The 14,026-nt window shown below is 41.2% G+C and carries 12 protein-coding genes; 6 read left to right on the top strand and 6 right to left on the bottom strand.

Annotated elements, in window-relative coordinates:
• Positions 1–27 precede the first annotated feature (27 nt).
• From lon to tyrS, 3 genes are all read left to right on the top strand, one after another.
• Positions 28–2,508 carry an endopeptidase La gene (gene lon / locus AS219_RS01400; protein WP_067979096.1) on the top strand — a complete coding sequence of 827 codons (2,481 nt, stop codon included), beginning with the start codon at positions 28–30 and terminating at the stop codon, positions 2,506–2,508.
• A gap of 233 nt (positions 2,509–2,741) precedes the next feature.
• On the top strand, positions 2,742–3,203 hold the full coding sequence (gene bfr / locus AS219_RS01395) for a bacterioferritin (protein WP_067979094.1): 462 nt from the start codon (positions 2,742–2,744) through the stop codon (positions 3,201–3,203).
• Between the two features lie 19 nt (positions 3,204–3,222).
• Positions 3,223–4,398, top strand: a complete 1,176-nt coding sequence (tyrS, locus tag AS219_RS01390; RefSeq protein ID WP_067979092.1) for a tyrosine--tRNA ligase — start codon at positions 3,223–3,225, stop codon at positions 4,396–4,398.
• A 259-nt stretch (positions 4,399–4,657) separates the two neighbouring features.
• On the opposite strand, the gene hpf is transcribed toward tyrS, so the two are convergent.
• The 3 genes from hpf to AS219_RS01370 form a co-directional block, all read right to left on the bottom strand.
• Positions 4,658–5,218 (bottom strand): ribosome hibernation-promoting factor, HPF/YfiA family, encoded by a 561-nt coding sequence (gene hpf / locus AS219_RS01385; protein WP_067979090.1) that lies wholly within the window; start codon positions 5,216–5,218, stop codon positions 4,658–4,660.
• A gap of 316 nt (positions 5,219–5,534) precedes the next feature.
• Complete coding sequence (gene ftsZ / locus AS219_RS01375; protein WP_067979084.1) at positions 5,535–6,653, bottom strand: cell division protein FtsZ; 1,119 nt, start codon at positions 6,651–6,653, stop codon at positions 5,535–5,537.
• Between the two features lie 6 nt (positions 6,654–6,659).
• Positions 6,660–7,526, bottom strand: coding sequence for an RNA polymerase factor sigma-32 (locus tag AS219_RS01370; RefSeq protein ID WP_067979081.1), 867 nt, complete (start codon positions 7,524–7,526; stop codon positions 6,660–6,662).
• Positions 7,527–8,052: 526 nt separating this feature from the next.
• On the opposite strand from AS219_RS01370, the gene AS219_RS01365 reads away from it, so the two are divergent.
• From AS219_RS01365 to map, 3 genes are all read left to right on the top strand, one after another.
• A complete protein-coding gene (locus AS219_RS01365; RefSeq protein ID WP_067979078.1) occupies positions 8,053–8,550 on the top strand; it encodes a disulfide bond formation protein B in 498 nt (165 codons plus the stop codon).
• Positions 8,528–9,055: a demethoxyubiquinone hydroxylase family protein gene (locus AS219_RS01360; protein WP_067979075.1), complete on the top strand. Its 528-nt coding sequence runs from the start codon at positions 8,528–8,530 to the stop codon at positions 9,053–9,055. Before AS219_RS01365 ends, AS219_RS01360 begins: the two co-directional genes overlap by 23 nt.
• A gap of 181 nt (positions 9,056–9,236) precedes the next feature.
• A complete protein-coding gene (gene map, locus AS219_RS01355; RefSeq protein WP_255353756.1) occupies positions 9,237–10,049 on the top strand; it encodes a type I methionyl aminopeptidase in 813 nt (270 codons plus the stop codon).
• A 151-nt stretch (positions 10,050–10,200) separates the two neighbouring features.
• Here the strand turns inward: map and rpe are convergent, their stop codons facing one another.
• The 3 genes from rpe to AS219_RS01340 all read right to left on the bottom strand — a co-directional run bounded on the left by rpe (position 10,201) and on the right by AS219_RS01340 (position 13,952).
• Entirely contained in the window at positions 10,201–10,857 is a 657-nt protein-coding gene (gene rpe / locus AS219_RS01350; protein ID WP_067979069.1) for a ribulose-phosphate 3-epimerase, read from the bottom strand.
• Positions 10,858–11,144: 287 nt separating this feature from the next.
• Positions 11,145–13,571: a DNA mismatch repair protein MutS gene (gene mutS, locus AS219_RS01345; protein ID WP_231861814.1), complete on the bottom strand. Its 2,427-nt coding sequence runs from the start codon at positions 13,569–13,571 to the stop codon at positions 11,145–11,147.
• Positions 13,572–13,760: 189 nt separating this feature from the next.
• On the bottom strand, positions 13,761–13,952 hold the full coding sequence (locus AS219_RS01340) for a hypothetical protein (RefSeq protein ID WP_067979062.1): 192 nt from the start codon (positions 13,950–13,952) through the stop codon (positions 13,761–13,763).
• Positions 13,953–14,026 lie beyond the last annotated feature (74 nt).

Here is a 14,026-nt window from a genome sequence, read left to right as displayed (position 1 = left end):
TATATCATGTAAGGGAATGCATTTTTTATGTCAGAAGAAGAGCTGAATAATCGTGACGCAGATTCAAAACAAGAGCATGATGCAGATAATTCTCAGTTTGAATCCGGGCCGGCGCACCTAAATTTACCCGTCCTACCTCTTAGGGAGGTCATTTTCTTTCCCGGTGATTACCTTCCAATATTTATGGGAAGGAAGGGGTCAATACAAGCAATGGATAAAGCACTGGCAGAGACGTCTGAAAATAGTGGAAGAATGCTCTTGGTTGCACAGAGGAATCCAAAGAAAGAAACCCCTGAAGGTAAAGACTTGTACGAAGTTGGTGTCATAGCAAAGATCGCCGAACCGAAGATTAATCTTCAGGATGGTGGTGTCAAACTTATGGTAATCGTGGAGTGCCGTGCGCGCGCTGTAAATTTCAGAAAAATCGATGGAGTACTCGAAGCAGATGTCTTTCCAATAGAAGAGGAAGAAAGCGATGACGTAAACATAGAGGCATATAGAAGATCAGTTGTTCAGAATTTCGAAAAGTGCGTCAAGTTAAGCGAAACAATTCCAGATGAAATCACTGGACTCCTCTCACAAATAGATTCGACTAGCAGGATAGCCGACTTGGTGGCCGCAAGTATAAACCTCAAGCTCAGTGAAAAACAAGAAATACTCGAAACTGTAAACCTCTTAGAGAGGATGAAAAAAGTCCATGCATTCCTAGAGAAAGAGCTTGGAGTGTTGCAGATAAAACAGCAGATTAAAGAAAAAACAGAGAGTCAGATTAAGAAATCACATAAGGTATACTTACTCAATGAACAACTAAAAGCAATTACCAAGGAACTATACGAGAAGGAAGGTGAAGAGTATGATGAACTTGTTGACCTAGAGAAAAAAATAGGGACTAGCAAGCTCTCTGCAGAAGCAAAAGAAAAAGTTTCAAAGGAACTGAAAAAACTCAAAAATATGGTGCCCATGTCTGCTGAAGCAACTGTAGTTCGTAACTACATAGACTGGGTGATTTCTCTTCCTTGGAAAAAGAAGGGCAAGATGATTACCGACATCGCAGCATCAGAGCGGATTCTAAAGGCGAGCCATTACGGCATAGAAAAGGTCAAAGAGCGCATTATCGAATACTTGGCCGTGCAAAACCGTACAAAATCCTTTAAAGGCTCCATACTATGTTTACTTGGTCCTCCAGGTGTCGGAAAGACCTCCCTTGCCAGTGCAATAGCAGAAGCTACTGGCAGACCATTCGTTAGGATGTCACTCGGTGGAATAAAAGATGAGTCTGAAATTAAAGGTCATAGAAGGACTTATATAGGCGCAATGCCGGGAAAGATAATCCAGCACATGAAGAAAGCAAAATTATCTAATCCCGTCTTCCTCCTGGACGAAATAGATAAAATGTCTTCGGATTTCAGAAGTGATCCTGCTTTTGCACTTTTGGAAGTTCTTGATCCTGAGCAGAACTCACGCTTTGTGGACCACTACTTAGAGGTTGAGTATGACCTGAGTGATGTGATGTTTGTTGCAACTGCAAATAGCTTGAATATGATTCCAGCACTGTTGGATCGGTTAGAAGTAATACGTCTGGAAGCCTACTCAGAAGAGGAAAAATTGCAGATAGCAGAGCATTATCTAATCGGAAAATTAAGGAAAGAACATGGTTTGAAAAAAAACGAGTGGAGTATTTCCAAAGAAGCGTTAAAGTTGCTTATACGTCGTTACACTCGTGAGAGTGGAGTACGGAGCTTGAAGAGGGAGCTGGCAAATTTGATGAGGAAAGCAGTCAAAAAGTTGGGTGTGCAGTCCGGCGTCAAATCTATAGAGATTTCAGTTAAAAATCTCAAAAAGTATGCTGGCGTGGAAAAATGTACCTTCGGTACTGCAGAACCAGAAAATTTAGTGGGTATGACTACAGGTCTGGCTTACACGCAGACCGGCGGAGATTTAATCATGATAGAAGCAGTCTTGCTCCCAGGAAAAGGCGAGATTCGTTCTACAGGAAAGCTTGGAGAGGTAATGCAAGAGTCCGTCCAGGCTGCCTATAGCTTTGTCTGCTCAAATTGCAATAAATTTGGTTTCACATCGAAGTTCTTTAAAAGTAAAGATGTGCACGTTCATGTACCTGAGGGTGCAACTTCAAAAGATGGCCCATCTGCAGGGGTTGCAATATGCACTTCTATTGTCTCGGTGATGACTGGAATACCAGTTTGCTCAAGCGTTGCGATGACCGGAGAAGTGAGTCTTAGGGGAAAAGTAATGGAAATTGGTGGTCTGAAGGAAAAGCTTCTAGCAGCTGTGAGGGGTGGTATAAAAACCGTCCTAATACCGATAAGCAACAAAAAAGATTTAGAGGACATTCCAAAATCAGTGAAAAACGCAGTGAAGATCATTCCTGTTGCCACTGTATCAGAAGCACTAATGTTCACTCTGGCCAAGCAACCAACGCCACTCGCAGTCGACGTGTGGCCAGATGTTCCGTTGTCCACGACACAACAATCAGAACAAAGAGTATAGTTTCTAGGACGGACTTCTTTTGTGATATTTGACTTCTTTTGGAGCATTTTGTTTTGTTGTTTTGTACACTTATCTTTTTGTTAGTTGAGTGTTAATAGGTGAGCTTTAGTTGATGTAAATTTATTCTTTTAAGTATTTGCATGTCTTTGTTATTCTCCCTTGAGGTACTCCCAGACTAGAAAGATTTGGACTTTTCTACTACAATTGCCACTAGTATCATCATCCAGGTGCCCATGACAAATTTTTCTCCAATAGAAAGGTTGAATGAAGCCTTAGAAAGCGAATTATTAGCAATAAATCAGTATTTTGTTCACTCCAAAGTTTTAAAGGATATGGGTCTCCTTAATCTATCCGAGGCTTTGAGGAGTCGTTCTATTGGAGAAATGCACCACGCTGATGCGCTACTTGAGAGAATATTCTCCTGTAAAGGGAATCCGAGAGTTGGTTATAAAGACATGGGCACGTGCCCAAGAAGTGTAGAAAAAATCTTTGAAAGAGACCGCGATCTTGAATTGAAAGCCCTTTCCTCATACAGGAAGTCAATCGTAGAATTCGAGCAAAACGAGGATTTTGTAAGTTCAAGTCTGATGAGATCTCTTCTACAAGACGAAGAAAAGCACCTAGAGTGGTTGGAGCAGCAGTTATCGCTAATTCAGAGCTTGGGAATCCAACAGTATTTAGTAAAGCACGGTTGAAAGCTCGGCTCTCCTGGCTATGCTGAAAATAATTGAGGAAAGGGGGTACTTCCTCCAGTGTACAAATAGAAAAGCGTTAGAGCATCGTTTGGATTCTGGTGAGAAGCTTGTCTTCTATTTAGGTTTTGATTGCACAGCGCCTGCTATACATCTAGGGCATCTGGTGCCATTGATGCTAATGCGCTTGGTAAAGAGTTATGGACACGAAGTCATAATACTGCTCGGTGGTGGTACTACTCTTATAGGCGACCCGTCTGGAAAAGACGAATCCCGCAAAATGCTTTCCAAAGAGGAAATAAATAAGAATATCAGCACCATCAGCGAAATCGTGAAGCGCATCATAGGAAGTGTATTGTTCGTTAATAATGCTGACTGGTTAGAAAACATTAAGTACATAGACTTTCTCCGAAACGTGGGACGTCACTTTTCTGTCAATAGGATGCTCACCTTTGATAGTGTAAAAAGTCGGCTAGAACGTGAATCCCACCTCAGTTTTTTAGAATTCAATTATATGATACTTCAGGCTTACGATTTTGTTGAATTAAATCGCCTGTATAACTGCAATGTACAAATAGGAGGAGGAGATCAATGGGGCAACATAGTCAATGGTGTAGAATTGGGAAGAAAATTGAGAAATACAGAGATATTTGGTTTGACCGTACCATTGATCACGACCGCTTCCGGAAAAAAAATGGGCAAAACTGAAGCAGGAGCCGTTTGGTTAGACCCGAATCTGTACTCGCCATATGACTATTGGCAATACTTCAGAAATACCGAAGATGCAGATGTAGAAAGGTTTTTGTGTCTTTTTACCGAGCTTCCAATGGAGGAGATCAAAGCTCTTTCAGCATTTAGTGATACTCGAATAAATGAAGCAAAAAAGATACTCGCCACCGAGGCAACCAAAATATGTCACGGCAGCGCAATTGCAGAAAAGATCAGCGAAAGTATAGTCAAGGCATTTGAAGAAAATGATCCGTCTCAGTTACCAGAAATAGAGATCCCACACGGTGCAGACATAATTGATGTAATCATTCGGATCGAAGCCGCTTCTTCCAGAACTCAAGCGAAAAGACTGATAGAATCAGGAGCAGTGAAAATAGACCAGCAGAAGGTCTTCAGCTACAGCATTGAACTGCCTAAGCAGTTCAGCGTGAGCGTTGGAAAAAAACAACGCAATATATCCATGAAGTAGCACGCTTCCTCCTCTAAAGAGAACAGCACCTGTGCGCACACTTAGTCCGCTTTCGGCCATCTCTTCGGCGGTGCGACCCCATCATACGATAGGACAGAAGGTACTGAGCAAACCCAACCTTGATGTGGAGCAACACAGCTTATTAGCAGCTCTACTCTTTTAAGACTATTGACCCATACAAAAAGAAGAGATGCATCTCGCTCTCGACAATTCAATAAACGACATACAATCCAGGCCGCTCAATACCCTATCACAACAATCAGTCTGCTTCCTTAAATTCCTGGTTTGTATCGAGAAGAACGATAGTCTCTTTTGTACTATCTTCTTTATGAATTATATTTAGCTTATTTGTTTCAAGGTTAATAAAAACAAAAGCCGGGAGTGCCATAAGGTCCATATGCATTATGGCCTCCTCTAGTGAAAGCTGTCTAAGATGAATTTTCTCCTCCTTAACCAAAATCGCCCTCGGACCTTGCGTTTTGTACTCATGATGATGTAGGGCAAATTTCATGCTGCACTTGGCCTCAGATTTATGCTCCTTTAATCTATCTTTGTACCGCCGCAACTTTAACGATATCTTTGAAAAGGCATTATCAAAAGCCAGATACGGATCACTAGATTCACCACTTGCTTTGATTAACGATATAGGACTATTTACAATTACATCTACATGAAAAAAGCGTCCTTCCTTAGAAAGTGAAACACGAGCACCTAAAGCCTGTGTGAGATACTTTTGCACACCCAGAAGAACCCGGTCAGTGATATACTCAGATAGGCTAGAACCCAAATCAAAACCATGCCCAGAAACTGTTACTTTCATCTTTAAAAACACTCAACCCAAATGGTAAGGTTAGCAAAAAGATCACATTACGGAAACTGAGCAAAAGCACATTTGGAATCTCTCCGCACATAAAAAAGTAATAGTTTAAATACAAAGAAAAAGTGCGTCAGGGACGCACACACCACGCAAGAGTTTTCTCCTTGAGTTATCACAAACACTAGAAAATTGGATGCACCACAAAAGAAAATAAAATTTCTTCAAAAAAACAAAGAAGTAGTGCAAACCAGGAGAGTAGCATTCAACAAAACTGCAAAAACGAACCTCACAAAACACGACTAGAACACGCGAGAAAAAATCAAGATTTCTTCTTTACCCTGCGGATAAAAGCCGGAATCTCAAGCAACTCCATCTTTTTTTGTTCGTCAGACTTTTCCTCTCTCCACCCAGAAAAACCTTCTTCACCTAGATCCCCTGCTTCGCTCAACTCTCCGTGATCTGGCGAAATGCCAGTAGCAACAACAGAGACCCTAACAACGTTACTCATAGACTCTGAACAAGTGGAGCCAAAAATTATATTAACATTCTCATTAGCTTTCTCCCTGACACAATTTGCAGCTGCATCCACTTCAAAAAGCGTCATATCTGGACCGCCAGTAATATTAATTAAAATACCTTTTGCATCCTGCACCGAAAGATTATCCAGCAACGGATTCGCTATAGAATTCTCAGCTGCTTTGACCGCCCTATTCTCACCTGAAGCTTCACTTGTCCCCATAAGGGCCTTGCCCATCTTGCTCATGACTGAACGGACATCTGCAAAATCAAGGTTAATGTACCCTGGATTCACCATCAAGCTACTTATTTCTCTAACATGAAAATAGAGAATCTTATCAACCTCTTTAAATGCATCTGCAAATGTTGTTTTTTCATTCGCTATCCTGAAAAGATTTTGGTTATTAATAACTATGTAGGTATCAACTACTCTTCTTAACGCTTCAAGCCCAACCTCAGCTACTTTAGCTCTACGGGCGCCCTCAAAATAAAAAGGTTTTGTGACAACTGCCACAACGAGAACTTTCCGCTCCATAGCCATTCTAGCTATCACCGTTGCTGCACCTGTACCGGTACCACCACCCATACCGGCAGTTATAAACAGCATATCAGCATCTTCTATAGCCTCGGCAAGTTCATTAATGGACTCTTCTGCTGCTTGCCTACCGATTTCAGGTATGGACCCAGCTCCCAACCCCTTTGTAAGATTGGCACCCAATTGAATCTTCACATCAGCAAGAGAATGCTCAAGCGCTTGTGCATCAGTATTCGCGGCGATAAATTTGACACCGCGAAGACCGGAATTAATCATATTATTAATCGCGTTACCACCTGCCCCGCCGACTCCGATAACCGCTATTTTTGGGCAGAGCAAGCTCTGATGTTGATTTTGTTCCAATGGTACAGATAAACGCAAGGTCATGTTCGATTATACTATCCCAAGTTTTCTTCCATGCTCTTCTACATACTCTGTCACTTTCTTCATCGCCCGAGCATGTATTTGTCTCACCCTTTCTTGAGAAATGGAAAATCTCTCACCAAGTTCTTTAAGTGTCCTAGGAACTACATTCAAGCTTCTAGCAACAAAAATCTCCTTATGGCGCCCTTCAAGTGATTCAACTGCCTCGTAAAGCAAGCGATTTTTCATCTGTCTCTCCTGTGTTTCTGAAAGCGTAACCTCGTAACTTACTTCTGAAACAGGAATGACATCGTGAATTTCTGAGCTACCATCCTCGCCCAACTGCATATTCAAAGAAACATCTCGAGCATTCAAGATTCTTTCCATCTCTTCTACATCCTTTTTTGACACCTCAAGCATTTCTGAAATCTTCCCCACCGCCTGGTGCTTATCGAGGCCGGCAACACTACCGGAATTCTTTAACTTGCGCAAATTAAAGAAGAGTTTACGCTGAGCAGCTGTTGTGCCAATTTTCACTATAGACCAAGACTTTATGACATACTCATTTATCGCAGCTTTTATCCACCATATAGCATAAGTTGCGATTCCATGCCCGAGCGTCGGGTCAAAATTTTTGATAGCCTTCATCAGACCGATGTTTCCCTCGGAAGCAAGATCCATCAGAGGAAGCCCATAATTTCTAAACCGCACAGTCACCTTCACTACCAGCCTCAGATAAGCTTCAACAAGCCTCTGAGCCGCCGAGATATCCCGATGAACAAACCATCTCTCTATAAGGTGGCGTTCTTCTTCCTCCTGCAGTATCGGAATTGCTAAGATCTTCCGCGCATAGGCATCAAACTCAGAATTATCAACGGGTAATGAGAGCTCTTTCATGCAAACAACAGTAAAAACTAAGAGATTATAGCATACCTACTTCATGATTACATTCTGCTTATCATGGATTTTCTCTTCGTTGAGAAAAATGGGAGCGCGCATAACTTAGATTGATCACAACAGTACCGGATGATCTACATATCCCATGTGCAACCTACCTTGGCACAACATTGAGCATGTTTTTATTCCGCTGAAGGCGTGCATTTTTCGTAGAAAAGCAAGAACAGCGTCATTAAATTTGAACAGTGGTCTTTGTTGTAAACCGGGCTTAGATATACGCAACATCTGTTTAAGCAGTGCCCGTTATGAAGTAAGCTAACAGACATAGGTCAAGCATCATGCACCATACTATGATGCAATATTGACTATCTAATGTTATTATGAGGCTTGGTTTCCTTAATCTTCTAAGGTGCAGTAGGTGTATCTTGTTTAAGACTTTGGCAAACCGATAAGCATTTTAGCTTAATCTTTAAACCAAAATACATGTAGTGTGTCAAAATTAATGTACATGTAGTATATTAGAGTAATGTATAGGTGTCTCCTATCTCCTGCCAGATTGGTTGCGATTACACTTCTTGTGCCTTCTTTGCTAGCACTTCTCCTAGCTGTAATCTTGCAATATGGATTTCATTATTATCCCTGCACCCTTTGCATATATGAGAGGTGGCCCTACTTCATTAGTACACTAATAGCCATCGGACTTCTTTTAATGGAAAATGGGAATCGGTTTCTCATCTACTTTGCCGTAGCATCACTCTTTTCAGGAGCACTGATAACGCTCTACCACATAGGAGTAGAAATGCACCTCTTTACCATGCCAGAAAATTGTGCAATTACGTACAGAGAGACACTTAATATTACAAATCTATACGAACAAATTACCACAAATGAAATAGTGCGTTGTGATGATCCACAAAAATTACTGGGAATACGTCTTACTTATTTAAATCTGTTGTATTCTCTAGGGAGTGCGTTTTTAGTAATTTTCGCGTGTGTTAGAAATGAGAACCGATCCGCTAATTGACAGAATATTAAGGGTCAACCATGCAGGTGAATCAGCTGCTGTCTACATTTACAGAGGCCAACTGCGTGGCCTTCAAAATAATCTAGAAAAAAGAGAATTGATATACGAAATGATGAAAACTGAACAAAAGCATCTACAGTTTTTTCATTCTCAAATTGTTCAATTAAGGGCTAGACCAACTATTCTACTAGGACTTTGTAAGGGCATCGCTTTTGGAGTGGGGTACCTGGGCGCAAAGGCGGGCGTTCAAGTTGCAATGTCTTGTACCACTGCAATTGAAGATACAATAGATAGACACTACCAAAAACAAATAAAGTTTCTCAGCAAGGCTAAACCACATGAACATCAACTCTTAAACAAGATTGTCCAATTCCGACAAGAAGAACTTGAACATAAAGATATAGGATTGGCAAATGAGGCAAATAAAGCACCATTTCATTCCATCATTACAAAAGTTGTAGGCTTAGGTTGCACACTCGGGATCTTTATCGCAGAAAAATTTTAGGTATATTCCTTTGAGGTTATGTATTCCTCTTTCAATTGGGCACTTCTACTACGGCGAGATTTATAAAGGCACTACAATGCTTTGCGTTACACATCAGTTGAGCACGCTGTTCTATACTTATGCCGGGTAGTAAAGAAAGGTCAAGACTTTGGTGCATAATTATGAACTAACAGAAACTACAATCGAAAAAAGATCTACCAAGCTTATGGTTACAAACATTAAAATACACTCAGAAGAAGATTTCGAATCCATGCGAAAGGCTGGATACCTAGCTGCAAAAGTATTGGACTACATCACCGATTACGTAAAACCAGGTGTCACGACTGATGAACTAAACGGTTTGTGTCACGAATTTATAGTTGCTGCAGGTGCTATTCCAGCACCGTTACATTACAAAGGCTTTCCAAAATCAATATGCACCTCCAAGAACAACGTGGTCTGTCACGGCATTCCTGATGCAGTACCTTTAAAGGACGGGGACATACTCAATATAGATGTCACAGTCATTCTGAACGGCTGGCATGGTGATACAAGTCGGATGTACTTCGTTGGAACACCTTCGGTCAAAGCAGCGAGACTGTGCAAGGCCACTTATGAAGCAATGATGGCCGGCATTGCAGTAGTTAAACCGGGCGTCCCATTTAATGCAATTGGTCATGCAATAGACTCACACATTTCGCAATATGAATACTCAATAGTCTATCAGTACTGTGGACATGGTATAGGACAAACGTTTCACGCACCACCCAATGTTGTACATTACGCGTCAAATGAAAATAGTAATCTTATTATGGCACCCGGAATGTTTTTCACTATTGAGCCAATGATCAATGCTGGTAGGGCTGATGTAATACTCGACAGGAGGGATGGATGGACTGTTAGAACTAAGGATTTGTCCTTGTCAGCACAATTCGAACACACTATCGGAGTAACTCAAACCGGATATGAGATCTTCACTCTTTCACCAGCTGGGTTACATACCCCAAAATTTTAGAACCATAGCACGATTACACACTCAATACATTTCGCGTTCCACCGGTATACAACACACCATATCAGAACGCAGCTCTTAGAATAACGTGCGCGCACTGGTGTAGAAAGGATGTTTTAAGGTCAAAACATGTAAACTCCAATACAGATTAAAATCATGCAAGTGAACGCAGTAAAGCAATCTTAGCGCCAAGATCTTTTCTATCAGGACAAAAAAGATACGACCCTGTAACAAGGGTTTCAGCACCGGCAGAGACTACCAGGCTTGCTGTTTTGGCATTTATTCCACCATCGACAGCAATGGTTACATTAACGCCAAGTTCAGCTATGCGACGTCGTACTAAACTCACTTTCTCAAGCTGGGATGTAAGAAAAACCTGAGATGCAAAGCCCGGATTCACAGTCATGATCAAAACTTCATCTATCGAAGTGTACAGATACCTTAATATATCCTCAGAAGTGGCTGGGTTTAACGCAACACCCACTTTAACATCATGACTTTTTACCGCATTAACCATCCTATCCAAGTGGAAACAGGCTTCACTATGTACAAAAATGGTATCTGCTCCTGCATTGATATAGTCCTGAAAAGTCTGCTCAGCATTCAGGATCATTAAATGTACTTCAATAGGAATTGATGTGATTCTTTTTATTTGTTCTATTATCACAGGCCCAAAAGTCAAATTCGGTACAAAGTGCCCATCCATCACATCAATGTGAATCGAGTCAGCCCCTGATTCTTCTAGCAGTTTCACATCAGAATATAGATTTAAAAAATCAGCTGACAGTAAGGAAGGAGAGATCTTGACCATCTAATGCAAAGCGATTAACCAATGTGGATCCTAAAATGTATAGCAGGAAAAGCCCAATTTCAAACTTGAATGGTCATTGTATCAATGCTACTGTGCAGAACTCGCTATTGTGTTTATGCGACACAATAACCACAAAAGAAAGAGAAACTGTTTCAATATTGTGCCTCGTCGCACATGATACGTGAACAACACCTTCTTCGAGTTAGCGACCTAGATAATACTACACGCTCACCAGTGACCCACACTGATTCAAGAGAAATTCAACAACAGATTATAGGTACTATCCCTCACTGGTGTTTTACTCTAACCCTTTCATTAGAAAGAGAACCTTCCACACTAGAATTCTTTTCCTTTGCTATTTCGGTTGCGCGACGAATAATTGACTCAGGAATACCAGAAAGCATTGCTGTATGTATACCATACGACTTGTCACCCCGCCCAGGAACAACTTTATACATCAGAAGAATCTCATCTCTCCAATGTTTTACTTCAACTGAGTAACACTTCATTCGTGAAAGTTTACCTTCAAGATCACAAAGTTCATTGTAATGAGTTGCAAAAATGGTCTTGCAGTTTACTGAGTCGTGCAAATACTCAAGAACAGCTTGCGCGATTGAGATACCATCCAGAGTAGAGGTACCTCTCCCAACCTCATCTAAAATTACAAGAGACCTGCACGTTGCATTATTAACTATATTTGCTGTCTCCATCATTTCTACCATAAACGTGGACTTACCTCTGGCAATATTATCAGACGCACCAATGCGACTAAAAACTCTATCTACAACACCGATGTGAGCAGAATCAGCTGGTACAAACGACCCCATTTGAGCCAGCACAGTTATCAATGCATTTTGACGCAAATAAGTGCTTTTTCCAGCCATATTAGGTCCTGTTAACACACATACGCGCTCTTCCGTAGTAAAAGTTAGATCATTTGGCACAAACGCATTCACTTGTTCTACAAATGGGTGTCTACCCCCAGAAATGCGCAGTTCGTTACTATCATCAACATGTGGACGCACATATTTTCTTTGGACAGCAATCTCGGCAAGGGAAACTATAACATCCAGCTCTGCTATTGCTGCAATCATTTCTTTGAGCGGTCCCTCAGATATAAGAATCCTTGCACACAACTCCCTAAAAAGTTCTAATTCTAACTTTCTGTAGTTCTCGTTTGCTTTTGTTATCTGTGCCTCCAAGTTCTGCAACTCGAGCGTTGTATAGCGTATATTATTCGACAAGGACTGTCTGTGGATAAAAATTGCACTATCGAGAATTGGCGCAGACTTGGGAACCTCAATATAGTAGCCTATGAGGTTGTTCTTACCCAATTTCATAGAGTTAATCCCAGTATTCCTCCTATATGTCAGTAACAAATCATTTATCACCACATCAGCATTGGTGGATAACATATTGAGTTCTAGAAGTTTTGGATGATGTGCAGGATCAAGAAATGAACCATCTACTTTTCTATTAGAATTTGGTAGAAATGCAGTACGCAAGGTCTCCATTAACTCATCATCCGGTGCACATTTGTCATATATACTTCTGATATAATCATTCCTTAAAAAAGTGGAAAAGTGCTCAGCAAGTAACAGTGATGCTTTCATACAGGAAAGTACAGCGAGACAATCAATTGGCTCTCCACGATTCAGTGCAATACGCGACAGTGCTCGCTCCGCATCCGGAATATTAGAAAGTGCAGCACGCACCTTTTCTCGCAATTCTTGCTGCACAAAGAAAAATTCTACTTTATCTTGACGGATTTGAATTTCTTCAACCGATACTAGAGGGGAAATGACATAACTCTTTAGAAGCCTTTTGCCTCCGGCTGTACAAGTCTGATCAATTACTTGTAGCAGACTATTCTTCTCACCTGGTGTTTGCGATTCTACTAGCTCCAAACCACGGATAGTTGATGCATCCAGCTCAAGATAGTGGCCCCTCTCATACCGTTTGGGAAATTCCAACTGTTTTAGCTCTCCCATTTGCGTTGCACGTGCATAAGCAATCAGAGCACCACAAGCCACAATTTCACATGGAGATCTCGCATCCATAAAACCTAATTGAAGAACATTATAAAATCCCTTCAATTCGTTTTCGGCATACTCAAACTGAAAAAGATTATTAGGACGTCTCGTTATGTGGATGTTTTGTTGTTCTATAAATTTTCTCAGTTCCGAGTCAACCGTATCTGGAAGTAATACCTCCTTAGGCTCAACTTTAACGAGATAACTCTCTAAAGAGTTTAGACTGGCATTTGTGAATATAATCTTCTTTGTAGAGATATCCAACCATGCGATACCAATTTCCTTTTTTCCAGGAGCGACACAAAATAAATAATTGTTCTCCCCACTTACAAGGAGACTATCCTCAGTCAGTGTTCCAGGAGTCACCAACCGAACCACATCTCTAAGGACTATAGCCGTGGTACCCCGTTTTTTTGCTTCTTCTGCTGTTTCCAATTGCTCACAGATAGCAACTTTACGACCCAGCTTTACTAATTTATTTATATAAACTTCACAAGAAGAAACCGGTACCCCACACATCGGGATATCTTTCCCTTTGTATGTACCCTTCCGTGTAAGATGCAACCCCAACAGCGCAGACACCTCGCGTGCATCTTCGAAAAACATTTCGTAAAAATCACCTACTCTGTAGAAAATAACCGCATCCGGATATTGGCATCGGACTTCCAAATACCGCTTCATCGCGGGTGGGAATTCTTCTGACATAAGTAAATGAGATTAGCCCAAAAGGAACAATTCTCTCTCACTAAGGCAAAGATTACCAGAAGCAGCGAGGACAAACAAAGCAGAGGATGAACAAAAACCCAGACGGAACGACGAACCGCAAACCAAGGAAAGGAGGGAAAAAAAAGCTAGAGCGCAAAAGAAACCCTATCCTCTCTCCCTTCCATTCTCTTGAGAATTGGGCAAAACATCACACTGCCGAATAGTTCCAACAGCCTCAACTACACCACCAGAGATACCAAGGTCCCTGCCCGCTTGCAAGAGAGTACTCTGACTTGCAACAGCAGCATCAGCATCAGCCGGAAGAATGGGGGAATAGCATAACAAATCTTGTGGCATACGAGTAGTATATGCTTAAAACCTACAGGAGGATCAAATATATAGTATATCGCACTCCTATACAAAGTACAATA

The organism is Neorickettsia sp. 179522, from assembly GCF_001593535.1.
Classification (GTDB): domain Bacteria; phylum Pseudomonadota; class Alphaproteobacteria; order Rickettsiales; family Anaplasmataceae; genus Neorickettsia; species Neorickettsia findlayensis.
The sequence above is the reverse complement of the archived record's forward strand: the minus strand, read 5'-3'. Positions and strand labels throughout refer to the sequence as shown.